This is a genomic window from Methylobacterium sp. Leaf125 (assembly GCF_001423085.1).
Classification (GTDB): domain Bacteria; phylum Pseudomonadota; class Alphaproteobacteria; order Rhizobiales; family Beijerinckiaceae; genus Methylobacterium.
In genome coordinates this window covers 101,483-125,900 of sequence record NZ_LMNU01000007.1, presented here as the reverse complement: position 1 = coordinate 125,900, position 24,418 = coordinate 101,483, and the positions used below count along the sequence as shown (strand labels likewise).

Here is a 24,418-nt window from a genome sequence, read left to right as displayed (position 1 = left end):
GCCGGATCAGCCAGGGCCGGGTCAGCCATAGCCGAGACAGCGAAGGCACAGTGAGCCCCGCCCCGTCTCCGGGGCGGGACGCGGCGCCTCACGGCGTCGGCGCTTCGCCGTGCCGGCCGTCGAGGACGACGTCGGCGCTCGGCACGGTCTCGACCACCGAATCCGCCCGGATGCGGTCCGGCGCGGTCGCCTCCGCCACCAGGGCCGCCAGGGTCTCGTCGAGGCCGCCGGTGCGGGTCTGCTGGCTGCCGAGCCGCCGGATCGAGACCGTGCGCTCCTCGCCCTCCTTGCGGCCGACCACGAGGATCACCGGCACCTTGGCGAGGGAGTGCTCCCGGACCTTGTAGTTGATCTTCTCGTTGCGCAGGTCGGACTCCACCCGCAGGCCGAGGCGGGTCGCGGCGGCGACCACCGCGCGGGCATAGGGGTCGGCATCGCCCGTGATGGTGGCGACCACCACCTGCACGGGCGCGAGCCAGAGCGGGAAATGCCCGGCGAAGTGCTCGATCAGGATGCCGGTGAAGCGCTCCAGGGAGCCGCAGATGGCGCGGTGGATCATCACCGGGGGCTTCTTGCCGCTCTCGGCATCGACGTAGAACGCGCCGAAGCGCTCCGGCAGGTTGAAGTCGACCTGGGTCGTGCCGCACTGCCAGTCGCGCCCGATGGCGTCGCGCAGCACGTACTCGAACTTCGGCCCGTAGAAGGCGCCCTCCCCCGGGTTGATCGCGGTCTTGATCCGGCCGCCGGACTGCTCCTCGATCTGGGCGAGCACCCGGGTCATGACGTCCTCGGCGTGGTCCCAGAGCGCGTCGGAGCCGACCCGCTTCTCGGGGCGGGTCGAGAGCTTCACCACGATCTCGCCGAAGCCGAAATCGGCGTAGGTGGAGAGGATCAGGTCGTTGATCTTCAGGCACTCGTCGGCGAGCTGGTCCTCGGTGCAGAAGATGTGGGCGTCGTCCTGGGTGAAGCCGCGCACCCGCATCAGGCCGTGCATGGCGCCCGAGGGCTCGTAGCGGTGGACCACGCCGAACTCGGCCATGCGCAGGGGCAGGTCGCGGTAGGATTTCAGGCCGTGCTTGAAGATCATCACGTGGCCGGGGCAGTTCATGGGCTTCAGCGCGAACCAGCGCTTGTCCTCGGCCTCGTCGCCGGCGCTCTGGGCCGCGAACATGTTCTCGCGGTACCAGCCCCAGTGGCCGGAGGTCTCCCACAGGGCCTTGTCGAGGATCTGGGGGGCGTTGACCTCCTGGTAGTCGCCGCGCAGGCGCCGGCGCATGTAGGCGATCAGCTCTTGGAACACGGTCCAGCCCTTGGCGTGCCAGAACACGACGCCCGGTCCCTCCTCCTGGAAGTGGAACAGGTCCATCTCCCGGCCGAGGCGCCGGTGGTCGCGGCGCTCGGCCTCCTCCAGGCGGTGCAGGTAGGCGTCGATGTCCTCCTTGGAGGCCCAGGCGGTGCCGTAGATGCGGGTCAGCATCGGGTTGTTGGAATCGCCGCGCCAGTAGGCGCCCGCCACCTTCATCAGCTTGAAGGCGGTGCCGACCTTGCCGGTGGAGGTCATGTGCGGACCGCGGCAGAGGTCGAACCAGTCGCCCTGGCGGTAGACCTTGAGGTCCTCGCCGGGCGGGATCGCGTCCACGAGCTCGACCTTGTAGGCTTCGCCCTTCTCGGCGAAGAGTGCCCGGATGTCGTCCCGCTTCCAGACCTCCTTGGTGAAGGGGGCGTCGCGGGCGATGAGCTCGCGCATCTTCGCCTCGATCTTCGGGAAGTCCTCCGGGGTGAAGGGCTCGTCCCGGGCGAAGTCGTAGTAGAACCCGTTCTCGATCACCGGGCCGATGGTGACCTGCGTCCCCGGCCACAGGGCCTGCACCGCCTCCGCCAGCACGTGGGCGCAGTCGTGCCGGATCAACTCGAGGCTGCGCGGATCGGTGCGGTCGAGGAACTCGATGCGGGCATCCCGCTCGACGAGGTCGTCGAGGTCGCGCACGGTGCCGTCGAGGGCCATGGCGACGGTGCGCTTGGCCAGGGACTTGGCGATGCCCTCGACGACCGCACGGCCGGTGATCGCGGCGTCGTAGCTGCGGGTGTTGCCGTCGGGGAAGGTCAGGATCGGCATGGCCGGGGCTCCTTGGAGGCTCACTCCTGCGTACGCGGCAGGTAAGCGGGGGCGGGTCGGGCGGGTCGTTGATCGGAGCGGCCGCGATGCGGCGCCGCGCCGGGCCGTTTAGACCCATTCGCAGCGCGAAGGAACGCGGATTCCGCGCATCCGCTCCCGGCCCCGGGGCCGCCGGTCCCGTCCCGGGTCACTGACAATCGCCAGTGATCCTCAATCACCATTGCGGCCGCGTACGGGCCGATCAATTGACAAAGACGGCCTGCCCCGACTTCTGCTGACGGATGGCCTTCCGTTCCACACGGTCGAGACCAGCAACGAGATCCAGAAAATCAGACGAGAGCCGGCCCCCCGGGGCAGACAGGGCTTTCGCCGGGAGACACGTTCATGCCGAGCCGCGTACCGACGGCGCACCCCGAGGGCGTCGCGATCACCACGACGGCCCACCTGCCGGGGGTCCAGACCGGAACACGATTCTGGCCGCAGGGCTGGTGGCGTCTCGTCGACATCCAGATCGGCATCATCCCGCTGCCGGTCTACCTGATCCTGGCGGCGCTGCTCTGGGTGCTGACCGCGGAGGGCGAGATCAAGGCCGACGCGCCGACGATGATCGCCGTCCTGGTGCTGGGCGGCTTCACCTGCGCGGAGATCGGCAAGCGCCTGCCCGTCCTGCGCCAGATCGGGGCGGGGGCGATCTTCGCCACCTTCATCCCCTCGGCGCTGGTCTACTACGCGCTGATCCCGGGGCCGATCGTCAAGGCGATCACGGATTTCACCAAGTTCACCAACTTCCTCTACCTCTACATCGCGGCGATCATTGTCGGCAGCATCCTGGGCATGGACCGGGCGGTGCTGATCAAGGGCTTCCTCAAGATCTTCGTCCCCCTCGGCCTCGGCTCCCTGGCGGCGGGCTGCGTCGGCACCCTGGTGGGTACCCTGCTGGGGCTCGGGGCGCACCACACCTTCTTCTTCATCGTGGTGCCGATCATGGCCGGCGGCGTCGGCGAGGGCGCGATCCCGCTCTCCATCGGCTACGGCAACATCCTGGGGATCCCGCAGGGCGACGTCTTCGCCCAGGTGCTGCCGCCCGTGATGCTCGGCAGCCTCACGGCGATCATCCTGGCCGGCACCCTCAACGCGGTGGGCAAGCGCAAACCGCACCTCACCGGCGAGGGCCGCCTGCAGCCCGACACCGAGAACGACATGGAGGCGACCGCGCCCGTGGAGACCGGACCGATCGACGCCGCCACGGTGGCGGCGGCCGGCCTCACGGCGGTGACGCTCTACCTGCTGGGCGTGATGTGCCACCACCTCACCGGCCTGCCCGCCCCCGTGGCGATGCTGTTCCTGGCGGTGCTGGCCAAGCTCGCCAGCGCGGTCTCGCCCCGGCTCCAGGCCGGCGGCTTCATCGTCTACAAGTTCGTGCAGGTGGGCATGACCTACCCGCTGCTCTTCGCCATCGGCGTCTCGCTCACGCCCTGGGACAAGCTGGTGGCGGCCTTCACGCTGCCGAACCTGATCACCATCGTGGCCACCGTCGTCACCCTGATGGCGACGGGCTACGGCGTCGGGCGCCGGCTCGGCATGTACCCGATCGAGACCGCCATCGTGAACGCCTGCCACAGCGGCCAGGGCGGCACCGGCGACGTGGCGATCCTCACCGCCGCCAACCGGATGGCGCTGATGCCCTTCGCCCAGATCGCCACCCGGATCGGCGGCGCCCTCACGGTGACGGGGACGCTGGTGTTCCTGAAGTGGATCACGGCGGCGCCGGTCTAGGCGCCGCCCCCTCCCCTCGGGCGTCGCAGGTGCAGGGCACAGTGGAGAAGGGCTCCCCGGAGAAGGGCTCCCCGGAGAAGGATTCCTCGGAGAAGGGCGAGGGCGGCGCGTTCACGCCCCGCCAGCGGCCGTAGCGCCAGGGGGTGAACCAGGCGGCCCGCGCCGGCAGGGCGTCCGGCACCAGGTCGATGCCGTGGGTGCCGAAGGGGCCGCAGCGGCAGATGCGGGCGACGCCGATCCAGCCGCCCGCCCAGAGCCCGTATCGCTGGATCGCCGCGTCCGTGTAGTGCGAGCACGAGGGCCAGTGCCGGCACTGGCGGCCGACCAGGCTCGACAGGGTGAGCTGATAGGTGCGGATCGCCCCGTGGGCGACGCGGCGGAGCAGCACGCTACGCGGCCGCCACCGCCCCGGCCTCGATCCGGTCGAGGGCGTCCACCACCGCGTCGAAGGTCAGGAGCGTCGAGGCGTGCCGGGCCTTGAAGTCGCGCACCGGCTCCAGGACCGCGAGGTCCGCCCAGGCGCCCGTGGGCGCCGGGCCGCCCTCCTTGAGCATCCGCCGCATGGCGGCGCGGACCTCGCGCAGCTCCCCGGCGCTGGTGCCGACCACGTGGCGGGCCATCAGCGAGGACGAGGCCTGGCCGAGGGCGCAGGCCTTCACCTCGTGGGCGAAATCCGTGACCGTGCCGTCCCGCACCGCGAGGTCCACCGTGACGGTGGAGCCGCAGAGCTTCGAATGCGCGGTGGCACTGGCATCTGGGGTCGCCAGGCGTCCCAGGCGTGGGATGTCGGCGGCCAGTTCGAGGATGCGACGGTTGTAGATGTCGTCGAGCATGGAATTCCGATCCCCTTGCCGTTCCGTCCACTTGCGGTTCCGTCGGCGCCACTTGCCGTTCCGCCGGGACCATTTGCCGTTCCACCGGGAGGGCCGGGCACGAAGCCGGCTTTCGATCCCGGAGATCTGATCCGCGCGGCCTGCATTGCGCGACGGCGCGATAACGACGATATAGGCCCCCACGCACCGTTTCGCGAGGAGGCGGCTCGTCGACCCGGGTCGCGCCCACGGCCAGGGTTGCGCCACGGCAGACGGCACCGTCCGGGCATCGGCCGTCCTCACCCGACGGCCCCATGGTTCGACGATGTACGCAAAGCCTGACAGCCACCCGATGACGACCCGGATCGCCCGGGCGGAAGATGCCATGGATGCCGCGCTCAAGTCCCTCTCCTACCGCCTGACCGAGACGGAGGAATCCGGGATGGAACCGACACGCCAGAACGGCGCCCTCAGCGCCATGCGCAACGACAACGCGCGCGCCCCCGACGGGGCGACCTCCGTGCCTGCGCCCACGCCCGAGAGCGCCCCCGAGATCGCGCCCCTGCCCGCGTCCGCCCAGCGGGTGCCGGACGCCATCGCCACCGGCCGCCCGAGCCGCGAGGAGGCCGAGGCCGCCGTGCGCACGCTCCTGCGCTGGGCCGGCGACGACCCGAACCGCGAAGGCCTGCGCGACACCCCGGCCCGGGTGGTCAAGGCCTACGGCCAGATCTTCGGCGGCTACGGCCAGGATGCCGACGCGCTCCTCGAGCGGGTCTTCGAGGAGGTCGAGGGCTACTCGGACATCGTGCTGGTGCGCGACATCCCGTTCTACTCCCATTGCGAGCACCACATGGTGCCCTTCATGGGGCTGGCCCACATCGCCTACTACCCGACCAAGGGCGTGGTCGGCCTGTCGAAGCTCGCCCGCGTGGTCGACACCTTCGCCCGCCGCCTCCAGACCCAGGAGACCATGACGGCGCAGATCGCCGACGTGATCGAGAGCATCCTCAAGCCCCGCGGCATCGCCGTGATGGTCGAGGCCGAGCACCTCTGCATGGCCATGCGCGGGGTTCAGAAGGCCGGCGTCTCCACCATCACCACCCAGTTCCGCGGCGCCTTCCGCAACGACGCCAACGAGCAGGTCCGCTTCCTCACCCTCGTGCGCAACAAGTCCTGAGCCGGGCCGCGATGACGTCTCTCTCCCCATGACCGGCGCCTTCCCGGAGCCGGGCAGCCGGGCCGAGGTCGAGGAGGGGGCCGTCTTCACGCCTCGCTTCGACGCGAACGGCCTCGTCTCCTGCATCGCCGTCGACGCCGCCGACGGGCAGGTGCTCATGCTCGCCCACATGAACGCCGAATCCCTGGCCCGCACCCTGGAGACCGGCGAGGCCTGGTACTGGTCCCGCTCCCGCGGCGAGCTCTGGCACAAGGGCGCCACCAGCGGGCAGATCCAGCGCGTGGTCGAGATGCGGGTCGATTGCGACCAGGACGCGGTGCTGATCCGCGTCGCGGTCGGTGGCGACGGCGGCTGCTGCCACACCGGCCGGCGCGCCTGCTTCTATCGCCGCGTCGATCACGATCCGGCGACCGGCCACGCGACCCTGCGGCCCGCCGATGCCTGATCCCGGCGCGCGGTCCGTCCGTCCGGGGCGGGGCCAACCCTGCCGCGAGCCCCGCGTTCCGTGTTCCTGCATTCCGTGGTCTTGCGCCCGGTCTCTGTCGGCCCCCTCTCCCTCAACCCGGTGCCGCTGATGTGGGACGGCCTGTCCCCGGTGCGTCCCGCCCAGGCGGACATCCGCCAGGCCGCCCCCACGCGCGCGCGCTTCCCCGCCGGGGCCGTCGAGCCCGTGGCGGCGCCCCCCGTCCCCGGCCCGCGCATCGGCCTCGCCCTCGGCGGCGGCTCGGCCCGGGGCTGGTCGCAGATCGGGGTGATCGAGGTGCTCGAGGAGGCCGGCCTCCACCCGGCCGTGGTGGCGGGCTGCTCCATCGGCGCGGTGGTGGGCGGCTGCTACGCGGCGGGCCAGCTCGGCCTGCTCAAGGCCTTCGCCCTGTCGCTGACCCGGCGCAGCGTGATGGGGCTCCTCGACCTGCGGCTCCGCTCCGGCCTGATCGCGGGCGACCGCCTGAAGCGGCGCCTGGAGCGCGACCTCGCCGACCGCCGGATCGAGGGCCTGCCGATCCGCTTCGCCAGCGTCGCCACCGACCTCGACAGCGGCGAGGAGGTCTGGCTCACCCGGGGCAGCCTCGTGGAGGCCCTGCGCGCCTCCTATGCCCTGCCGGGCATCTTCCCGCCGGTGCGCTGCGGCGGCCGGCTCCTCCTGGACGGGACCCTGGTCAACCCGGTGCCGGTGACGATCGCCCGGGCCCTGGGGGCCGACCTTGTGATCTGCGTCAATCTCAACGGCGACCCGCGCCCCGGCGTGCGGGAGGCGGCGCCCGCGCGGGTCACGGCCGAGGCGGTGCTGCCCGCCCCCCGCCGGCCCCGGCGCTGGATCCTGCGCCGGCCGGGCCCGCGCCACGCCGAGTCCGATCGCATGTCTGATCGCGAGCCCGCGCCGGCCAACGGCCTCGCCACCCCCGGCATGGCGCGGGTGATGCTCGACGCCTTCAACATCACGCAGGACCGGATCTCGCGGGCGCGCCTGGCCGGCGACCCGCCCGACATCGCCGTCGTGCCGCGCCTGGCCGGGATGGGCCTGTTCGAGTTTCACCGGGCGGCCGAGGGGATCGCCCTCGGCCGCGAGGCGGCGCGCGCCGCCCTGCCGCAGATCCGCGGCCTCGTGGCGGCGGCCGCCGCCCGGACCTGATCCGGGCCCGATCCCCGCCTCACGCCATGGTGATGTAGTCGCGCATGGCCCGATGCTCGGCCTCGACGGCCTCGATCCGGCGCTTGACCACGTCGCCGATGGAGATGAGGCCGGCCAGCCGGCCATCCTCGAGCACGGGCACGTGGCGGAAGCGGCCCTCGGTCATGAGGTGCATGACCTCCTCGATGCTGCAGGCGCGGGTGCAGGTGGTGACCTCGGCGGTCATGTGCTCGGAGACCAGGGCGTCGAGGGCGTTGGCGCCCTTGGCGGCGAGCGCCCGCATGATGTCGCGCTCGGAGAGGATGCCGCGCACCGCCCCGTCCGCATCGCTGACGACGACGGCGCCGATGCGCTTCTCGGCCAGGAGGTGGATGGCCTCGTCGAGGGTGCGCTGGGGCTCCACCGTGACGACGGAGCGGCCCTTCTCGGCGAGGATGCGAGCAACGGTCATAGACGTGTCCTTTCCCTCAACTCACCCCGGGGACGGGGCGGCCGGGCTTGGCCAGAACGGCAGGGTGCCCGGCTCGGTCTATGGCGATTGTGTGGCGTGCGGCTGCATATGGCAAGATCCCGCAGGATCCGTCCGCGAATATCGCAGGATAATGCATTATCCGGGGTGGCCGACCGAGCCCGCCGTCAGCGTCGGGCCCGGTCGAGCAGCGGCAGCAGGAAGAAGCCCGCGATGAAGCCGCCCAGATGGGCGTCCCAGGCCACCGAGGTCGCCTCGGCCCCCAGCGGCAGGGCGATGACGCCGAACAGGAAGTTCGTCACCAGCCAGATCGCCAGGAACACCACCGCGGTGCGGTTGCGCATCAGCTCCGGGATGGTCTGGAGCGGGGGCGAGGCCGGGCGCTGCCAGGGGGGCGCGCCGGCATAGACGGGGGGCGGCTGGAACACGAAGCGGGCCGCCGCCGCCATCAGGGCCGAGACGCCGGCCGAGGCCCCGATCAGGGGGGCGGTGCTCAGGGGATCGAGGAGGACGTGGAGGATGCCGCCCGCCACGGTGCCCACGAGGGCGATCAGGCCGTAGCGCCAGGCGCCGTAGCGGCGGGCCACCGGCGAGCCGAAGGCGGCGAGCCAGACGGTGTTGAAGATCACGTGCATCCACGAGCCGTGCAGCAGCGCGTAGGTGGCGAAGGTCCAGGGCATCGCGGCGGGGTCGGCCACCACGTACCGGGCGAAGGCCTGCCGGGCCTCGACGACGTCGGGGTCGCCCGCCAGGACCGTGGCGCTCCGCAGCAACGCCTCCGCCCGGGCCGGATCGATGGCCACGCTCCAGCGCCCCGGAATCAGGGCGAGGTCGATCAGGGCCGCGATGTCCCAGGTGTCCGGCAGGACGAATTCGCGCAGGGCGTGGATGCCCACGAGCACGCCGATCGACGCGGTGACCACGCCCGGCATGTTGAAGATCGGAACGCGGTTCTGCGGCGGCAGGTCGGGGCTGGCATCCATGCGGCCACCATGTCGGGGCCGCAGGCGGGGCCGCAAGCCCTGCCGCATGGGAAACAAGCCCTGCCGCACGCGAAAGAAGCCTGCGGCGCGCGAAACAAGGCCGCGGCACGCGAAACAAGCCCCGCGGCGCGGGAACGGGCCGCGCCGTCTGGGACAATCCGCCGGCACGGCGCGCGCGCAAACTTGCCGGTTGACCGAACTTGCCGGTGGACAACCCGTGCGGCGCATTAACCTTGATGAAGGGTTAAGGGGGCGCCGCGAGGGTGGTCGGCATAAGCTCTGCGCCGAGCCTGGCACAGACTTCGGGAGCGGCCCAGAACCGTCCCGAAAGCGCCCGATTCGAGAAGGTCCGTCGCCGGACCGTGCCATTGTGGGACTCCCATGAAGCATCCGACCAGCCGCCTGCTCCACGCCTACTGGGATCGGTTGCGGAATTCCCGCGCCGCGCCGGAACGCAGCGAGATCGAGCCCGGCGAGATCCGGAACCTGCTGGCCGACAGCCTGATCCTCGAGGTCGACATGGCGCGCGGGGCGGCCACGGTCCGCCTGGCCGGGACCCATGTCTGCGCCCTGTTCGGGCGCGAGCTGAAGGGACGGGACTTCGCCGGCCTCTGGGGACGGCCCGACGCCGATCCGTGGCTCCTGATCGAGGCCGTGGCCGTCGACACCGTCGGGGCCGTGGCGGGCCTGCAGGGCCTGACGGAGCGCGACGAGACCATCGACCTCGAACTCCTGCTGCTGCCCCTGCGCCACCACGGCGAGACGCAGACCCGCATCCTCGGCGCCCTGAGCCCGACCTGCGTGCCGCACTGGCTCGGCCTGCGTCCCCTGACCCAGATGCGGACCACCTCCCTGCGCATCCTCGGCCACGAGACCGCCCCGGCCTACCGGGATGCCCGGGCGACCCTGCAGAACCTGCCCGAGCCCGCCAACGACAGTGCGCCGCTCCGCCGCGGCCACCTCCTGGTCCATCCCGGCGGCCGCGCCTGACGGGAAAAGCTTTCGTAACCAGCGGCTGTTAGCCTGACCGGCAGTGAAGCCTCGAAACGAGTCGCCCTGCCCCCATGATCGAGGTCGCCGCCCGTCCGCCCGCGAGGCTGCCCCGTGACGTCCGGATCTCGGACCTGCGCCGGCATCACCGCGTCAAGGTCTCGATGCTGGGGCGCTACATGCTCGCGGACCGGCGGGAATATCCGTGCCAGACCGTCGACATGTCGCCGGGGGGCGTCCGCCTGAACTGCGCCGTCCCGGGCGAGATCGGCGAGCGGGTGGTGCTCTATCTCGAACATGTCGGCCGGATCGAGGGCACCATCGCGCGCCTGAGCCCCGGCGGCTTCGCCGTCCGCCTCAGCGCGACGCCGCGCAAGCGCGACAAGATCGCCTCGCAGCTGACCTGGCTCGCCAACCGCGAGAGCCTGGGCCTGCCCGAGGGCCGCACGCACGAGCGCCTCACACCCCTGGTCCCGGGCGTCGTCCTGCGCCTGGAGAGCGGGCGCGAGGTGCCGGCGCGCATCATCGACATCTCCATGTCGGGCGTGGCGCTGAGCACGACCAGCACTCCGGCCATCGGCATGAGCCTGATGGTCGGGCGCACCCCCGGCCGGGTGGTGCGCCACTTCGAGGGCGGCATCGGCGTGCACTTCATGCTGCCGATCTCTCCGGACCTGTTCCACGAGGGGCTGACGCTCTGAGGTCGCCCGCCCGGGCCCCTACGGATCGGTGAGGGGCAGGCTGCGGTCGCCCGGGCTCCAGTGCAGGTCCGGCGTGGTCGCGAACAGGCGCCGGTGGGCCAGGGCCGCGTAGGTGTCGGTCATGCCCGCGATGTAGTCGGCGACCCGGCGGGCGACGCGTCCCGGCTCCGCCCCGTCCAGCCCCGACGACCATTCCTCCGGCATCGCCGCGGGCTCCGCCGTGAACCGGGCGAACAGGTCGGACACGATGGTGTTGGCCTTGGCCCGCACCGCGAGCACGCCGGGATGGCGGTACATCCGGGCGAACAGGAAGGTCTTGATCGCCGCGTCCGCCTCCGCGATCGCCGCCGAGAAGGCAATGACCGGCTCCCGCGCCGCCCGGATGTCGGCCACCGAGCGCGGGTTCAGCGCCGCGAGGCGCCGGGTGCTCTCGGCGATCACGTCCTCCACGAAGCGGGTGATGACGCGCCGCGCCAGCTCGTGGATCTTCCGCGAGGGCTCCAGGTCCGGGTACAGGCGCTCGATCTCGTCGAGCAGGCTGCGCAGGAACGGCACCGCGGCGAGGTCGGCGAGGTCGAACAGGCCGGCGCGCAGGCCGTCGTCGAGGTCGTGGCTGTCGTAGGCGATGTCGTCGGCCAGGGCCGCGGCCTGCGCCTCGGGCCCGGCGAAGCGGGCCAGTTCCAGGTCGTTGAGGGCGTTGTATTCGAGGATCGCGGCCGGGATGCCCCGGCCGGCCCAGCGCCGGGTCGGGTGTCCGTCCGGCTCCAGCAGCGGGCCGTTGTGCTTGACGAGGCCCTCCAGGGTCTCCCAGGCGAGGTTGAGCCCGTCGAAGCCGGCATAGCGCCGCTCCAGCCGGGTGACGATGCGCAGGGCCTGGGCGTTGTGGTCGAAGCCGCCATGGTCCGCCATGCAGGCATCCAGGGTGTCCTCCCCGGTATGCCCGAAGCAGGTGTGGCCGAGGTCGTGGCTGAGGGCCAGGGCCTCGGCGAGGTCCTCGTCGAGCCCCAGCGCCCGGGCGAGCGCCCGGGCGATCTGGCTCACCTCCAGGGTGTGGGTCAGCCGCGTCCGGTAATGGTCGCCCTCGTGATGCACGAAGACCTGGGTCTTGTGCTTGAGGCGCCGGAAGGCCGAGGAATGGATGATGCGGTCGCGGTCCCGCTGGAAGTCGCTGCGCGTGGGCGAGATCGCCTCCGGGATCAGGCGTCCGCGGGTGGCCGCCGGATCGGTGGCATAGGGCGCCCGCCAGCGCTCGCCGCGCCGCCGGGCCGCGCCGGGACCTGTCTCGTCCGCCTGCATCACGTCTCGCCGCCCCACATTCGATCGACCGGGAACGGTCCGCCCGCCCCGGCCCGGTCCTCCGACGCGTTGCAGCATCGGGCCCCCAGGCATATCTTGTGTTCCCTAGCAGTTGTTCCAACGCCGCCACGCGCCACGATCGGCCGGGACGGCCGGCGGATCTCGAGAGCACCCCGCGAGAATACCCCGATGGCCGACATCACCCTGACGCCCCGCGCCGCCAAGCGCATCAACGAGATCATGGGCGCCGAGCCGCCCGGCGCCTCCCTGCGGATCAGCGTGAACGGCGGCGGCTGCTCGGGCTTCTCCTACGCCTTCGACATCGCGCGGGCCCGGGCCGCCGACGACGTCGCGATCGAGCGCGACGGCGCCACCGTCCTGGTCGACCCGATGTCGCTGGAATACATGAGCGGCTCGACCATCGACTTCGTGAACGACCTGATCGGGCAATCCTTCAAGATCGAGAACCCCCAGGCCACCGCCTCCTGTGGCTGCGGAACCTCGTTCTCGCTGTGAATGCGGCGCGGCCCCCGCGGGGGCCCGCCCCCGCGATTGCCTCCCGCGTGAAACTGCGGCACGGATGGGCCCTCTCCCCGACGCCTCCGGGCCTTTCCCCTGAAAGCGCCTCTTCGCCAGCGATCCGGATAAGCCCATGACCTGCTCGAAAGGCCGCCCCCTCCTCGCGTGGGCGACCGGTGCCTCGGCCTGTGTCCTCGTCCTCCTCGGTGCGGGGGGCGCCGTGCAGCCCGGTGCGGCGCAGGCCCAGGAGGCCGCCTCGGCGGTCCAGGACGTCACCCTGCAGGACGTGACCCTGACCTTCGGCGACACGGTGCTGAAGGCCCCGCGCCTCACCGCCAGCGGCACCCGTCTCTCGAAGGACGAACTCACCGCCCTGCTCAAGCCCGGCCCGGGCGAATCCTGGGCCTCCCGCCTCGTGCGCCTCGACGCCGCGAGCCTGGCGATGCCCGAATTGCGGGTGGAGCGCACCGGCGCCGCCGGAGCGACGCCGGTAGTCACCTACCGCGACGTGGTGGCCCGCGACGTTCGGGCCGGGCGCGCCGCCGAGGTGACCGCCGCCGGGGCCTCGATCCTCCTGGAGAGCGGCCCCCAGAAGGGCACCGGCACCTATGGCCGGATGCAGGCGACCGATCTCGACATGACCGTGCTCGCCCGCCTCTACGGCGAGCCGGGCGACGGCAAGAGCGCCCTGCAGCGGATCTACGCCACCTTCGCGGTCGACGACGTCGCCTACGTGGATGCCCGCGGCACCGCCGTGAAGATCGCCCGGATCGAGGGGCGCGACCTCAGCGGCCGCCAGATCCCGGCGACCTGGACGGGGGCGCTCCAGGCCTTCACGGCCGTCGACTACGAGCGGCTGGCCCCGCCCGAGCGCACGCGCCTGATGAGCCTCGGGGCCGACCTCGCCGAGGCCGTTTCCGTCGGCTCCCTGGAGGCCACCGGCCTCAGCGTCCAGGAGGCCAAGCCCCGGGACGCCTTCAGCCTCGGCATCGCCCGCCTCGGGCTGACCGGCGCCGGCCTCCTCCTGGAAGACATCAGATTCGCAGGCGTCGACGGCGCCAAGGCGCGCCTCGCCCGGCTCTCCCTCGACGGCTTCTCCCTCGGCCCGACGGTCGCGGCCCTGCGCAAGCTCGCTGCCCTGACCACGCCGCCCTCGGATGCCGAGCTGCGCCTGCTGACCCCGGCCCTCGGCACCCTGGCCCTGAAGGATCTCAGCCTCGACCTGCCGCCCGAGGCGAAGGCGTCCCGCGACCCGGCCGAGAAGATGCTGACCGACAAGGCGTTGGCCGACAGGACGGCGCCCGCCCCGACCCAGGTCGGCCTTCATGTCGGCCTGCGCGACGGCTCGATGAACTTCGCGCCCCCGCGCGACGGGGTGCCGACGGCCGGGCGCCTCAGCCTGTCGGGCCTCACCCTGCCGGCCTCGGCGGTGGCGGGGGTGCCGGGCCTCGGCTCCCTCGGCCTCTACGGCTACAACGACCTCGACCTCGCCCTGGTGGCCGACACCTCCTGGGACGAGACCGCCCGCGAGCTCAAGCTCGGCGAGGTCTCGGTCTCCGGCAAGGACATGGGCAGCCTGCGCATCAAGGGCATGATCGGCGGCATCGGCCCGGAGGTCTTCAACCCGGACGTGGCGGTGTCGAGCTTCGCCATGCTGTCGGCCACCGCCAAGGCCCTCGACCTCACGGTCGAGAATACCGGCCTGTTCGACCGCTTCATCGCCGCGCAGTCGAAGGTGCTCAGCCTCAAGCCCGAGGAGCTGAAGCAGGAATACGTCACCGCGAGCGTGTTCGGCGTGCCCGCGATCCTCGGCAACTCGGTGGGCGCCAAGGCGATCGGCGCCGCGATGGGCCAGTTCGTGACCAAGCCCGGCAGCCTCTCGGTGAGCCTGCGGCCGAAGAACGCCGCCGGCATCGGCATGCTGGAATTCAGCGCCGCCCCGACCCCGGCCGCGCTGTTCGATCGCCTCGAGGTGAACGCCAAGGCGAACTGAGGCCGCGGCATCGCGGCAGGCGCGCCGGGCAGCAGGATCACGCCGCTTGGCGGGCCGGCGCGGCGGCCGCCACGCAGGCCCGCGCCAGGGCGTCGGTCGCGTCGAGCAGGACCGCGCTCGGCGGCCCGGCCGGATCGGTCAGGGCGAGGGGGATCTCGGTGCAGGCCATCACCACCTGCCGGCACCCCTGCGCCACCAGCGCCGCGGCCGCGGCCTCCAGCAGGGGCCGCGCCTGCGCCCCCTGCCCCGCCTTGACCAGGCGGACCGCCCGCATCACCGCCGCCTGGTCCGCGGGCACGCGGCAGGTGAAGCCGTGGCGGCCGAGATGCCGGGGATAGAGCCCGGACCGGAGGGTGCCGTCGGTGGCGAGCAGCCCCACCGGTCCGCCCGCGAGGCCCCGGCGGGCGAGCGCCGCCGCCACCGCGTCGACGATATGCAGGATCGGGACCGGCGTCAGCGCCTGGAGCGCGCCGTGCCAATGGTGGGCGGTGTTGCAGGGGATCGCGAGGCGGGTGGCGCCGGCCGCCTCGAGGCGGCGCAGGGCCAGGGTCATCGCCGGGAGCGGGTCGGGCCCCTGCCCCAGGATCGCCCGGGTCCGGTCGGGAATGTCGGCGGCCTGGGCCACCATCACGGCGAGATGGTCCTGGTCGCGGGCGGCCGGCGTCGCCTCCACGAGCTTCCGCAGGAAATCCACCGTCGCCATCGGCCCCATGCCGCCAAGGACACCCAACACGGGCGCGCCCAGCACCTCGTTCCCCGCCATCATCCTGATCCCCGTCGCGCGTTCCGCTGACGGGATGCGCGAGGACCGGCGCGGGGGCCAATGCCGTGTCGGAACGGCCCATGCGGGTTCGGACTAACCCGCCCCTTGGGTCGTGCGGGTTCGGACGAACCCGCCTCTGGCGTCATGCGGGTCCGGACGGCCCCGCCTCGGCCGCGGCCCAGATCGCCGCCACGGCGGCTCGCGCCCGGGGGCCGTGGGTCGGGGCGCCGTTGCGATAGAGGCGGATCTCCAGGGGCATCGCGGGCCCGCTGGCGACGAGGCGGCCCTCGGCGAGTTCCCGGGTGACGAGGCTGCGCGGCACGAAGGCGAGGCCGTGTCCCTCGAGGGCCATGCATTTCAGGGCCTCGGCCATCGGGTTGGCGTGGACCACCGGCCCCGGCGGCAGGCCGAGCTCGGCCTGCGCGAGCGCGCTGACGCGGCCGAGGAAGGAATCCCGTCCGTAGTCGAGGCGCGGCAGCGGCCGGCCCTCCGCCCCGGCGGCGAGGTCCGGGCTCCGCACCGGAACCAGCGCGTCGGCCCCGACCACCCGGTGGGGATAGAGCGCCGGGTCGAGGGGGATCGGCACGCCCGGATGATGGAAGGTCAGGAGGAAGTCCGCGCCGCCCTCCACCAGGGCCTGCAGGCAGTCGTGGAAGTCGTCCGGCAGGAGCCGCGTCGCCACCGGTCCGGTGCGCGCGGCGAGGGTCCGGAACCAAGCCGGGAAGAACGTCAGGGCCAGGGTGTGCAGGCCGGCGATCCGCACCAGGGGCTCGGCGGCGTCGAGGCCGGCGCGCAGGTCGGCCCGGGCGCCGAGGAGCACCCGCACGCTCTCCTCGGCGGTGTCGCGGAAGCGGCGACCCTCAGGGGTCAGGGTGGTGGGGTAGGTGCTGCGGTCGACGAGGGCCACGCCGAGCCAGAGCTCCAGGGCCCGGATGCGCCGGCTGAAGGCCGATTGGGTGACGTGGCGGGCTTCCGCCGAGCGGGAGAAGCTGCGGGTCTGGGCGAGGCTGAGGAAATCCTCCAGCCACTTCAGCTCCACGGCGGCCGCCCGACCGGGCCTCCGCCGCGGGGCGTCGCGCCGGAGGGTCTCATGCCGGACTGACTCACGCCGGACTGACTCACGCCAGGTCGCGCACCACCACCCGGCCGCGCTCGGCCGAGAGGGCGAGGCGGCCGCTCTTGAGGGCCAGGGCCTTCTCGCCGAACAGCGCTCGGCGCCAGCCGTGCAGCACGGGCACGTCGGCCGCGTCGTCCTCCGCGATGGCCTCGAGGTCGTCCACGGTGGCGATGATCTTCGGGGCGACGCCCTCGGTCTCGCACACGGCCTTCAGCAGGACCTTGAGCAGCTCGACCAGCGCCCCGTTGCCGCCCCGGCTGCGGGTGCGCTCGGGCAGCGCGATGTCCGAGAGGTCGCGGGTGAAGCCCCGCTCCACCGCCGCCAGGATGTCGGTGCCCGTGCGCGAGCGCTCGAAGCCGGCGGGGATCGAGCGCAGGCGACCCAGCGCCTCGACGCTGCGCGGGGCGGAGGTCGCCACGTCGATCACCGCCTCGTCCTTGAGGATGCGCCCGCGCGGCACGTTGCGGTTCTGGGCCTCGCGCTCGCGCCAGGCGGCGACCTCCATCAGCACCGCGATTTCGCGGGGCTTGCGCATCCGCCCCGCCAGGCGGCGCCAGGCGGAGGCCGGATCGGCCCGGTAGGTTTCCGGCGAGGTGAGCACGCTCATCTCCTCGTCGAGCCACTCGCCGCGATCGGTGGAGAGGAGCTTGCCGGCCAGCACCTCGTAGACCTTCACCAGGTGGGTGACGTCCGAGAGGGCGTAGCTGAGCTGGGCGTCCGAGAGCGGCCGGCGCGACCAGTCGGTGAAGCGCGAGGACTTGTCGATCTTGGCCTTGGCCACGTCGTTGACGAGCTGCTCGTAGGAGACCGAGTCGCCGTAGCCGCAGACCATGGCGGCGACCTGGGTGTCGAAGAACGGCTGCGGCAGCAGGCCCCCGAGGAGCCAGATGATCTCCAGGTCCTGGCGGGCGGAATGAAACACCTTCACCACGCCCTCGTCGGCCATCAGGGCGAAGAACGGCGCCAGGTCGAGGTCGGGGGAGAGGGGATCGACGAGCACGCCCGTCCCGTCGGGCGCCGCCATCTGGATGAGGCAGAGCTTGGGATAGTAGGTCGTCTCGCGCATGAACTCCGTGTCGACGGTCACGAAGGGATGGGCGGACAGGCGGGTGCAGGCCTCGGCCAGGGCCGCAGTGGTGGCGATCAGATCCATAGAATCGGCTATACCGAAGGTTCTCGCCTCAGGCGAGGGACGCCGGACCCGGTCACCAGAATTCGCGCGCCCGAGGAGTGTCAGGCGGCGGCGTCGCGCGGCGTATCCGGCCTGCTCGCCCCGCGCCGGCGCGACGCCAGGGCCCGGATCTGGGCCGCGCGCTCCCGGCGCTGCGCCTCGGCCCGGGCGAGGAGCCAGTCGAGGATGCCGGCCTCGATCCGCGTGGCGCTGGCCGGGTCGGTGAGCCGACGGATGCGGTCGGCGCGAAAGCCGCGGTAGCCGCCACGTCCCCGGTCGATGCCGCCCAGCAGCGTCCGGCCCGGCCCGAGCTTCAGCTCGCGCGCCTCGACCCGCCGGGTGCTCCAGGCCCCGCGCGAATCCTCGTAGACGATCTCGAAGGTGCCCTCGAGGGGCAGGACGCGCCATCGGCCCTCCTGCCCCTCGCGCGCCGCGGGGGCGGGGGCGCGGGCCGGCTCGGACGCCTCCGCCGCGGCCTGCCGCAGAATATCGAAAAAAGCGTTGGAATTCATGAGACTAATATGGGAATCGCCGGGCGATTCCGGAAGAGTTTCGGGGCCATTTCCGTCGCGTTCCGGCGGACCTCGGACAGACTTCGGGCGGGCGTCCGGCCTCGCCCCCGCACCCCCGTCGCCTTGACTTCACCTCCCCCGCGTGAATGGTGCGCCGCTCAATCCCCAAAGCCCGTGATCCGTCAGCCCGTTATGCAGCAGCCCGTCATGCACCGTTACCGGACCCATACCTGCGGGGCGCTCCGGCCGTCCGACGTCGGCGAGAGCGTCCGCCTCTCCGGCTGGTGCCACCGCATCCGCGACCATGGCGGCGTGCTGTTCATCGACCTGCGCGACCATTACGGCCTGACCCAGTGCGTGGTGGATTCGGATTCGAAGGCCTTCCAGGCCGCCAACGCGGCGCGCTCGGAATGGGTCATCCGCATCGACGGCCGGGTCCGCACCCGCCCCGCCGGCACCGAGAACCCGGACCTGCCCACCGGCGCGCTGGAGGTCTACATCGATGACCTCGAGGTGCTCGGCCCGGCGGGCGAGCTGCCGATGCCGGTCTTCGGCGACCTCGACTACCCGGAGGAGACGCGCCTCAAGTACCGCTTCCTCGACCTGCGGCGCGAGAAGCTGCACGCCAACATCATGAAGCGCGGCGCGATCATCGACAGCCTGCGCCGGCGCATGCGGGACGGCGGCTTCTTCGAGTTCCAGACCCCGATCCTCACCGCCTCCTCGCCGGAAGGCGCGCGCGACTACCTCGTTCCGTCCCGCGTCCACCCGGGCAAGTTCTACGCGCTGCCGCAGGCCCCGCAGCAGTTCAAGCAGCTGACGATGATCGCGGGCTTCGACCGCTACTTCCAGATCGCGCCCTGCTTCCGCGACGAGGATGCCCGCGCCGACCGCTCGCCGGGCGAGTTCTACCAGCTCGACATCGAGATGAGCTTCGTCACGCAGGAGGACGTGTTCCAGGCGGTGGAGCCGGTCCTGCGCTCGGTCTTCGAGGAATTCGCCGAGGGCAAGCGCGTCACCGGCACCTTCCCGCGCATCCCCTATGCCGAGGCGATGCTGAAGTACGGCGTCGACAAGCCGGACCTGCGCAACCCGCTGATCATCGCCGATGTGACGGCGGAGTTCGCCCGCGAGGACGTCGCCTTCAAGGCCTTCAAGGGCGTGATCGCGTCCGGCGGCGTGGTCCGGGCCATCCCCGCCACGGGGGCGGCGACCCAGTCCCGCTCGTTCTTCGACAAGCTCAACGACTTCGCCCGCGCCGAGGGCGCGCCGGGGCTCGGCTACATCATCTTCGAGGACGATGGCGGCACGCTCACCGGCAAGGGTCCGATCGCCAAGTTCATCCCGGCGGAGGTCCAGGCCCTGATCGCGCAGAAGACCGGCACGAAGGCCGGCGACGCGGTGTTCTTCTCCGCCGGGACCGAGGCCAAGGCGGCGGCGCTCGCCGGCAAGGCCCGCATCCGCATCGGCGACGAGCTCGGCCTGTCCGACAAGGACCAATACGCGTTCTGCTGGATCACCGACTTCCCGATGTACGAGTGGAACGAGGACGAGAAGCGGATCGACTTCTCGCACAACCCGTTCTCGATGCCGAACTTCGACCGCGAGGCGTTCCTCGCCCTCGACCCGGCGGATGCCGAGACGATCCTGAACATCAAGGCGTTCCAGTACGACATCGTCTGCAACGGCACCGAGCTGTCCTCGGGCGCGATCCGCAACCATCGCCCCGACGTGATGGAGAAGGCCTTCGGCATCGCCGGCTACGGCGTCGAGGTGCTGGAGGAGAAGTTCGGCGGCATGCTCAACGCCCTGAAGCTCGGCGCCCCGCCGCACGGCGGCATCGCGCCGGGCATCGACCGCATCGTCATGCTGCTCTGCGGCGAGCAGAACCTGCGCGAGGTCGTGCTGTTCCCCATGAACCAGCGCGCCGAGGACCTGATGATGGGCGCCCCCGCCGAGGCCACGCCGAAGCAGCTGCGCGAGCTCCACATCCGCCTCAACCTGCCCGAGAAGGGCGCCTGAGGCGGCCGCGCCCGGGCCCTCCCCGCACGGGGGCGGCCGCGTGGCTTCGGGCCGACGGGACTCCGCGCGCATGACCGTCGTCCTCCGGCCCGCCGAGGCCCTGGCCCGCGCCGTCGAACGCCTCGCGGCGCAGGGCTTCGCGGTGGTGGCCCGCAACACCCGGGGCGACAGCGTCTACCTCAAGCCCGAGGCCTGCGCCTTCGCCCTGCGGGTCTCGAATCACGCCCGCACGGCAAAGCAGCGCAAGAACCACCCCGACGCCATCACCAGCCTCGTCCTGCGCGACCCGACCTCCGAGACGGCGCTGGCGGAGGCGGTGGCCGTGGCGGTGCGGAATTTCGCCGGCGAGCGAGCGAAGCGGGAGCGCGAAACGGGTGCCAACGGACCATCCCAGGCCTGAATATAGAGCTAGAACAGGCTTTTATTGATAGATATTTGGGGTTCCGTGAGAGAAATGGGCCGGTCGCTCGATCTCTCCGGAGCTCCGCCCACGTCCCACGCCCACCTCCCACGCCTGTATCCCTGTCAGGTCGTCAGAGCGCGGAACGCGCGACACGCCCCTGTGACCTCGCGGCCCTGAGAGTCGAACGCGGACGGCTCCGCGTCGGGCCTCTCCTCTCCCGGGCGTACGATCCCGATCTGCCCCGGACGCGGGCCGGCGAGAGCGGCTTCGCAGCGCTGCGTGCGACCCGAATCGCACGGATGGTGGCCCTCCATTTCCCGGGCACGCGACGCATCATCGGGAATGAAAGAAGGCCGACCCGATGACGAACGCCAGGCAGATCAAGCAGGTTTTCGGGGCCCTGGCAGCGCCGTATGACGACCTGAAGCAGATCGGGTCCCCCTATTTCGGGCTTCGTCCGGGCCGCCACGTGGCCCTGCGCGTCCCGACCGCAGTTCGCACGAGGACGTCTGTACGCCGCAAAGGACGATGTTGCAGAGCTTCCTGCCCGGTCCCGATCTGCTGACAAGCATCGGCTGTTCCGGCTACCTGCATCGTCCCGCGTGGCGGCATGGGACTGGTCGGACCCGGCGATGATCGAGAACCCGCTCTCAGTCATCGCAATGGGTGCACTTCCCCGGCTTCGAGCGATCGATGCTCCGTCGGCATTCTGGGCGGTCTACACCGACGGCACCGATCGCAAGGTGCCGCAAGGGCCGGAAGCCCGCCTGATCTTCCGCATCGCTCGCGGCGACCTGGATGCGGCACGGGCGCGAAACGCCGCCGGATGGTCCGGCGCGTGTCCGCGCCGCTTCTGGCCGGCGACCGGGCCGCGCTCGCGACACTCCTGCACGGCCGGGAGGCGGACAGCATCCGCGGCACCGAGATCCAGCCCTACCGGGGGCCGACGCCGGTCCCGCCGGAGGACGCGTCGGCCTGAGGCTCAGCCCTCGGCTGGCGCGTCATCGCGAAAATACGGCTCCACGGGGCCCTTCAGCTTCACCGTCATCGGATTGCCGGCGCGGTCCAGGGTCTTGCCGGCCGAGAGGCGGACCCAGCCCTCGCTGACGCAGTATTCCTCGACATTGGTCTTCTCGACGCCCTTGAAGCGGATGCCGATGCCGCGCTCGAGGATCTTCTCGTCGTAGTACGGGCTGTTGGGATTCACAGCGAGGCGGTCGGGGGGCGTGTCGGACATCGTCGCGGGCCTTGGATCGGTTCAGGTCATGCGGAGCAGGAGCGCATGCGGGTACGGGATTCGGCGCGGGGCCGCAACGCCGGGCCGCCCGCCACCCCCGCCGCGGGGGCGGCCAGGAACGCAATCCCCGGCACGATGGAACAAAATGCGCCAATCGTCAGCGTCGGCCCCCGGTCCGGACGCGACAGGAATGCCCCGCCGTAGGAGTTTGTGCCGAAGGGAAAACCGGCCCGGAGGGCGGGCGGGCACGGTCGATCCGGGTCTCCGCGCGCGGGTTGCGCCCATCCGGCAGCCGGTGCAACAGGAGCCCCCAGCGAAGATCCCGCCGATGATGGGAGACGCGCTCCGACGCCGGGGCAGCGCGCAATCCTCAGGAGGACGACCATGGGCGACAATATGTCCGACGATCTCAAGTCGGGAGCGCTCGTCTATCACCGACTGCCACGGCCCGGGAAACTGGAGATCCAGGCGACCAAGCCCCTCGGCAACCAGCGCGACCTGGCGCTCGCCTACTCGCCCGGCGTCGCCGCCGCCTGCATGGCGATCCACGAGGATCCGCAGGAGGCCGCCACCCTCACCATCCGCCAGAACCTCGTCGCGGTGCTCACCAACGGTACGGCCGTGCTCGGCCTCGGCGATATCGGGCCGCTCGCCTCCAAGCCGGTGATGGAGGGCAAGGCCGTCCTGTTCAAGAAGTTCGCCGGCATCGACGTGTTCGACATCGAGGTGGCCCAGAACGACGTCGGCAAGCTCGTCGACGTGGTCTGCGCCCTGGAGCCGACCTTCGGCGGCATCAACCTCGAGGACATCAAGGCGCCGGAGTGCTTCGAGGTCGAGGAGCAGTGCCGGGCCCGGATGAACATCCCGGTCTTCCACGACGACCAGCACGGCACCGCGATCATCGTGGCGGCCGCCGTCCTCAACGGCCTGGAACTCGCCGGCAAGCAGCTCGGCGACGTCCGCATCGTCACCTCGGGCGCCGGTGCGGCCGCTCTGGCCTGCCTCAACCTCCTGGTGTCGCTGGGCGCCCGGGTCGAGAACATCACCGTCACCGACATCAAGGGCGTGGTCTACAAGGGCCGGCCCGAGCTGATGGACCGCTGGAAGGACGTCTACGCCCAGGAGACGCAGGCCCGGACCCTCGCCGAGGTGATCCCCGGCGCCGACGTCTTCATCGGCCTCTCGGCCGGCGGCGTGCTGAAGCCCGAATACCTGGAGAAGATGGCCGACAAGCCGCTGATCATGGCGCTGGCCAACCCCTACCCCGAGATCATGCCGGACCTCGCGCAGGAGAAGCGCCCGGACGCGATGATCTGCACCGGGCGCTCGGACTTCCCGAACCAGGTCAACAACGTCCTGTGCTTCCCCTACATCTTCCGGGGCGCCCTCGACGTCGGCGCCACCTCGATCAACGAGGAGATGAAGCAGGCCGCCGTGAAGGCGATCGCGGCTTTGGCCCGCGAGACGCCCTCCGACGTGGTCGCCCGCGCCTATGGCGGCGAGGCCCGGCCCTTCGGCCCGCGCTCGCTGATCCCGAGCCCGTTCGACCCGCGCCTGATCCTGCGCATCGCCCCCGCCGTGGCCCAGGCCGCGATGGATTCGGGCGTCGCCGGGCGGCCCCTGGAGAACGTCCAGGCCTATACCGACAGCCTCGACCGCTTCGTCCACCGCTCGGGCTTCATCATGAAGCCGATCTTCTCCAAGGCGAAGGAGAACCCCAAGCGGGTCATCTACACCGAGGGCGAGGACGAGCGCGTGCTGCGCGCCGCCCAGGCGATCTGCGAGGACAAGGTCGCGCGGCCGATCCTCGTCGGCCGGCCCCGGGTGATCGAGACCCGGATCAAGCGCTTCGGCCTTTCCCTCAAGCAGGGCGTCGACTTCGACCTCATCGATCCCGAGGACGATCCGCGCTACCGCGACTACGTCGCCACCTACCTGGAGGCCGCCGGGCGGCGCGGCATCACGCCGGACGCCGCCCGCACCCTGGTGCGCACCAACAACACGGTGATCGGCGCCATCGCGGTGCGCCGCGGCGAGGCGGACGCGCTGATCTGCGGCCTCGAGGGCCGCTTCGAGACCCGCCTGCGGGTGATCCGCGACGTGATCGGCCTCGCGCCGGGCGTGCTCGACTTCGCCGCCATGAGCCTGATCGTCACCAAGGAGGGCGCCTACTTCCTCGCCGACACCCACGTGCGGCCGGATCCCAGCGCGGAGGAGATCGCGGACGTGGCCGTGGCCTGCGCCGAGCACGTCAGCCGCTTCGGCCTGACCCCGAAGATCGCGCTCCTCAGCCACTCGGATTTCGGCCAGTCGGATTCGCGCTCGGCGGTGAAGATGCGCACCGCCCTGGGCCTGATCCGCGAGCGCCGGTCCGACCTCGAGGTCGACGGCGAGATGCAGGCCGATTCCGCCCTGTCGGAGCTGATCCGCGACCGGGTGATGCCGGCCTCGCGCCTGAAGGGGGCGGCCAACGTGCTGATCCTGCCGAACCTGGATGCGGCCAACATCGCCTTCCAGTTCGCCAAGGTGCTGGCCGACGCCCTGCCCGTCGGGCCCCTGCTCATCGGCCCGGCCAAGCCCGCCCACATCCTGTCGCCCTCGGTGACCGCCCGCGGCATCGTCAACGTCACGGCCGCCGCCGTGGTCGAGGCGCAGGCGGCCGAGATCGGCACCAGCCCGGTCCTGGCCGAGCCCGGCGTCGGGCCGACCTCCGCCTGAGGGCGGCGACGGC

General features: G+C 71.7%; 23 protein-coding genes. 12 read left to right on the top strand and 11 right to left on the bottom strand.

The window, feature by feature from the left end:
- Window positions 1–88: 88 nt before the first annotated feature.
- Complete coding sequence (thrS, locus tag ASF58_RS09785) at window positions 89–2,116, bottom strand: threonine--tRNA ligase (protein WP_055950950.1); 2,028 nt, start codon at window positions 2,114–2,116, stop codon at window positions 89–91.
- A gap of 384 nt (window positions 2,117–2,500) precedes the next feature.
- On the opposite strand from thrS, the gene ASF58_RS09780 reads away from it, so the two are divergent.
- The gene (locus ASF58_RS09780) at window positions 2,501–3,892 is read left to right on the top strand and encodes a 2-hydroxycarboxylate transporter family protein (protein ID WP_082512959.1); all 1,392 of its coding nucleotides are present in this window, start codon (window positions 2,501–2,503) and stop codon (window positions 3,890–3,892) included.
- On the opposite strand, the gene yidD is transcribed toward ASF58_RS09780, so the two are convergent.
- Both yidD and ASF58_RS09770 read right to left on the bottom strand, forming a co-directional pair.
- A complete protein-coding gene (yidD, locus tag ASF58_RS09775) occupies window positions 3,873–4,277 on the bottom strand; it encodes a membrane protein insertion efficiency factor YidD (RefSeq protein WP_082512971.1) in 405 nt (134 codons plus the stop codon). The genes ASF58_RS09780 and yidD overlap by 20 nt on opposite strands.
- A 4-nt stretch (window positions 4,278–4,281) precedes the next feature.
- Window positions 4,282–4,725, bottom strand: coding sequence for an iron-sulfur cluster assembly scaffold protein (locus ASF58_RS09770; RefSeq protein ID WP_055950948.1), 444 nt, complete (start codon window positions 4,723–4,725; stop codon window positions 4,282–4,284).
- Window positions 4,726–5,029: 304 nt separating this feature from the next.
- On the opposite strand from ASF58_RS09770, the gene folE reads away from it, so the two are divergent.
- Genes folE through ASF58_RS09755 form a run of 3 tightly spaced genes read left to right on the top strand, consistent with a single transcriptional unit; the run spans window position 5,030 to window position 7,511 of the window.
- The gene (gene folE / locus ASF58_RS09765; protein ID WP_055950946.1) at window positions 5,030–5,881 is read left to right on the top strand and encodes a GTP cyclohydrolase I FolE; all 852 of its coding nucleotides are present in this window, start codon (window positions 5,030–5,032) and stop codon (window positions 5,879–5,881) included.
- Window positions 5,882–5,909: 28 nt separating this feature from the next.
- Window positions 5,910–6,326, top strand: coding sequence for a phosphoribosyl-AMP cyclohydrolase (gene hisI / locus ASF58_RS09760; RefSeq protein ID WP_055950944.1), 417 nt, complete (start codon window positions 5,910–5,912; stop codon window positions 6,324–6,326).
- Window positions 6,327–6,386: 60 nt separating this feature from the next.
- On the top strand, window positions 6,387–7,511 hold the full coding sequence (locus ASF58_RS09755; protein WP_244477247.1) for a patatin-like phospholipase family protein: 1,125 nt from the start codon (window positions 6,387–6,389) through the stop codon (window positions 7,509–7,511).
- 19 nt (window positions 7,512–7,530) lie between these two features.
- On the opposite strand, the gene ASF58_RS09750 is transcribed toward ASF58_RS09755, so the two are convergent.
- Window positions 7,531–7,962, bottom strand: a complete 432-nt coding sequence (locus tag ASF58_RS09750) for a CBS domain-containing protein (protein ID WP_055950943.1) — start codon at window positions 7,960–7,962, stop codon at window positions 7,531–7,533.
- Between the two features lie 185 nt (window positions 7,963–8,147).
- Window positions 8,148–8,963, bottom strand: coding sequence for a rhomboid family intramembrane serine protease (locus ASF58_RS09745; protein WP_055950941.1), 816 nt, complete (start codon window positions 8,961–8,963; stop codon window positions 8,148–8,150).
- Between the two features lie 381 nt (window positions 8,964–9,344).
- On the opposite strand from ASF58_RS09745, the gene ASF58_RS09740 reads away from it, so the two are divergent.
- Window positions 9,345–9,953 (top strand): PAS domain-containing protein, encoded by a 609-nt coding sequence (locus ASF58_RS09740; protein ID WP_055950939.1) that lies wholly within the window; start codon window positions 9,345–9,347, stop codon window positions 9,951–9,953.
- Between the two features lie 74 nt (window positions 9,954–10,027).
- Complete coding sequence (locus ASF58_RS09735) at window positions 10,028–10,654, top strand: PilZ domain-containing protein (protein ID WP_055950937.1); 627 nt, start codon at window positions 10,028–10,030, stop codon at window positions 10,652–10,654.
- A gap of 18 nt (window positions 10,655–10,672) precedes the next feature.
- On the opposite strand, the gene ASF58_RS09730 is transcribed toward ASF58_RS09735, so the two are convergent.
- Entirely contained in the window at window positions 10,673–11,950 is a 1,278-nt protein-coding gene (locus tag ASF58_RS09730; RefSeq protein ID WP_055950935.1) for a deoxyguanosinetriphosphate triphosphohydrolase, read from the bottom strand.
- Window positions 11,951–12,139: 189 nt separating this feature from the next.
- Between ASF58_RS09730 and ASF58_RS09725 the strand changes: the two genes are divergently transcribed.
- Both ASF58_RS09725 and ASF58_RS09720 read left to right on the top strand, forming a co-directional pair.
- The gene (locus tag ASF58_RS09725; RefSeq protein WP_055950933.1) at window positions 12,140–12,466 is read left to right on the top strand and encodes an iron-sulfur cluster assembly accessory protein; all 327 of its coding nucleotides are present in this window, start codon (window positions 12,140–12,142) and stop codon (window positions 12,464–12,466) included.
- Between the two features lie 136 nt (window positions 12,467–12,602).
- The gene (locus tag ASF58_RS09720; protein ID WP_055950931.1) at window positions 12,603–14,462 is read left to right on the top strand and encodes a hypothetical protein; all 1,860 of its coding nucleotides are present in this window, start codon (window positions 12,603–12,605) and stop codon (window positions 14,460–14,462) included.
- Between the two features lie 37 nt (window positions 14,463–14,499).
- Here ASF58_RS09720 and ASF58_RS09715 read toward each other — a convergent pair whose 3' ends face one another.
- From ASF58_RS09715 to ASF58_RS09700, 4 genes are all read right to left on the bottom strand, one after another.
- Window positions 14,500–15,228, bottom strand: coding sequence for an amino acid racemase (locus ASF58_RS09715; RefSeq protein WP_348271579.1), 729 nt, complete (start codon window positions 15,226–15,228; stop codon window positions 14,500–14,502).
- Between the two features lie 139 nt (window positions 15,229–15,367).
- Window positions 15,368–16,264 (bottom strand): LysR family transcriptional regulator, encoded by an 897-nt coding sequence (locus ASF58_RS09710; RefSeq protein ID WP_055950930.1) that lies wholly within the window; start codon window positions 16,262–16,264, stop codon window positions 15,368–15,370.
- Window positions 16,265–16,343: 79 nt separating this feature from the next.
- Window positions 16,344–17,495, bottom strand: a complete 1,152-nt coding sequence (gene rnd / locus ASF58_RS09705; protein ID WP_055950928.1) for a ribonuclease D — start codon at window positions 17,493–17,495, stop codon at window positions 16,344–16,346.
- 80 nt (window positions 17,496–17,575) lie between these two features.
- Window positions 17,576–18,025, bottom strand: coding sequence for a hypothetical protein (locus ASF58_RS09700; RefSeq protein ID WP_055950925.1), 450 nt, complete (start codon window positions 18,023–18,025; stop codon window positions 17,576–17,578).
- A gap of 207 nt (window positions 18,026–18,232) precedes the next feature.
- On the opposite strand from ASF58_RS09700, the gene aspS reads away from it, so the two are divergent.
- The 3 genes from aspS to ASF58_RS25730 all read left to right on the top strand — a co-directional run bounded on the left by aspS (window position 18,233) and on the right by ASF58_RS25730 (window position 21,429).
- Window positions 18,233–20,047, top strand: coding sequence for an aspartate--tRNA ligase (aspS, locus tag ASF58_RS09695; RefSeq protein WP_055951008.1), 1,815 nt, complete (start codon window positions 18,233–18,235; stop codon window positions 20,045–20,047).
- 70 nt (window positions 20,048–20,117) lie between these two features.
- On the top strand, window positions 20,118–20,447 hold the full coding sequence (locus ASF58_RS09690; RefSeq protein WP_055950923.1) for a hypothetical protein: 330 nt from the start codon (window positions 20,118–20,120) through the stop codon (window positions 20,445–20,447).
- Window positions 20,448–21,288: 841 nt separating this feature from the next.
- The gene (locus tag ASF58_RS25730) at window positions 21,289–21,429 is read left to right on the top strand and encodes a hypothetical protein (RefSeq protein WP_156375613.1); all 141 of its coding nucleotides are present in this window, start codon (window positions 21,289–21,291) and stop codon (window positions 21,427–21,429) included.
- Window positions 21,430–21,432: 3 nt separating this feature from the next.
- Here ASF58_RS25730 and ASF58_RS09685 read toward each other — a convergent pair whose 3' ends face one another.
- A complete protein-coding gene (locus ASF58_RS09685) occupies window positions 21,433–21,687 on the bottom strand; it encodes a DUF3297 family protein (protein ID WP_055950921.1) in 255 nt (84 codons plus the stop codon).
- 384 nt (window positions 21,688–22,071) lie between these two features.
- Here ASF58_RS09685 and ASF58_RS09680 point away from each other — a divergent pair, with 384 nt between their 5' ends.
- Complete coding sequence (locus ASF58_RS09680; RefSeq protein ID WP_055950919.1) at window positions 22,072–24,405, top strand: NADP-dependent malic enzyme; 2,334 nt, start codon at window positions 22,072–22,074, stop codon at window positions 24,403–24,405.
- Window positions 24,406–24,418 lie beyond the last annotated feature (13 nt).

What these genes read in the sequence shown, in the direction of transcription:
- thrS (WP_055950950.1), bottom strand. Translation starts at nt 2,116, where the DNA reads ATGCCGATCCTGACCTTCCCCGACGGCAACACCCGCAGCTACGACGCC.
- ASF58_RS09780 (WP_082512959.1), top strand. Translation starts at nt 2,501, where the DNA reads ATGCCGAGCCGCGTACCGACGGCGCACCCCGAGGGCGTCGCGATCACC.
- ASF58_RS09770 (WP_055950948.1), bottom strand. Translation starts at nt 4,725, where the DNA reads ATGCTCGACGACATCTACAACCGTCGCATCCTCGAACTGGCCGCCGAC.
- folE (WP_055950946.1), top strand. Translation starts at nt 5,030, where the DNA reads ATGTACGCAAAGCCTGACAGCCACCCGATGACGACCCGGATCGCCCGG.
- hisI (WP_055950944.1), top strand. Translation starts at nt 5,910, where the DNA reads ATGACCGGCGCCTTCCCGGAGCCGGGCAGCCGGGCCGAGGTCGAGGAG.
- ASF58_RS09750 (WP_055950943.1), bottom strand. Translation starts at nt 7,962, where the DNA reads ATGACCGTTGCTCGCATCCTCGCCGAGAAGGGCCGCTCCGTCGTCACG.
- ASF58_RS09745 (WP_055950941.1), bottom strand. Translation starts at nt 8,963, where the DNA reads ATGGATGCCAGCCCCGACCTGCCGCCGCAGAACCGCGTTCCGATCTTC.
- ASF58_RS09740 (WP_055950939.1), top strand. Translation starts at nt 9,345, where the DNA reads ATGAAGCATCCGACCAGCCGCCTGCTCCACGCCTACTGGGATCGGTTG.
- ASF58_RS09735 (WP_055950937.1), top strand. Translation starts at nt 10,028, where the DNA reads ATGATCGAGGTCGCCGCCCGTCCGCCCGCGAGGCTGCCCCGTGACGTC.
- ASF58_RS09730 (WP_055950935.1), bottom strand. Translation starts at nt 11,950, where the DNA reads ATGCAGGCGGACGAGACAGGTCCCGGCGCGGCCCGGCGGCGCGGCGAG.
- ASF58_RS09725 (WP_055950933.1), top strand. Translation starts at nt 12,140, where the DNA reads ATGGCCGACATCACCCTGACGCCCCGCGCCGCCAAGCGCATCAACGAG.
- ASF58_RS09720 (WP_055950931.1), top strand. Translation starts at nt 12,603, where the DNA reads ATGACCTGCTCGAAAGGCCGCCCCCTCCTCGCGTGGGCGACCGGTGCC.
- ASF58_RS09715 (WP_348271579.1), bottom strand. Translation starts at nt 15,228, where the DNA reads ATGATGGCGGGGAACGAGGTGCTGGGCGCGCCCGTGTTGGGTGTCCTT.
- rnd (WP_055950928.1), bottom strand. Translation starts at nt 17,495, where the DNA reads ATGGATCTGATCGCCACCACTGCGGCCCTGGCCGAGGCCTGCACCCGC.
- ASF58_RS09700 (WP_055950925.1), bottom strand. Translation starts at nt 18,025, where the DNA reads ATGAATTCCAACGCTTTTTTCGATATTCTGCGGCAGGCCGCGGCGGAG.
- aspS (WP_055951008.1), top strand. Translation starts at nt 18,233, where the DNA reads ATGCACCGTTACCGGACCCATACCTGCGGGGCGCTCCGGCCGTCCGAC.
- ASF58_RS09690 (WP_055950923.1), top strand. Translation starts at nt 20,118, where the DNA reads ATGACCGTCGTCCTCCGGCCCGCCGAGGCCCTGGCCCGCGCCGTCGAA.
- ASF58_RS09685 (WP_055950921.1), bottom strand. Translation starts at nt 21,687, where the DNA reads ATGTCCGACACGCCCCCCGACCGCCTCGCTGTGAATCCCAACAGCCCG.
- ASF58_RS09680 (WP_055950919.1), top strand. Translation starts at nt 22,072, where the DNA reads ATGGGCGACAATATGTCCGACGATCTCAAGTCGGGAGCGCTCGTCTAT.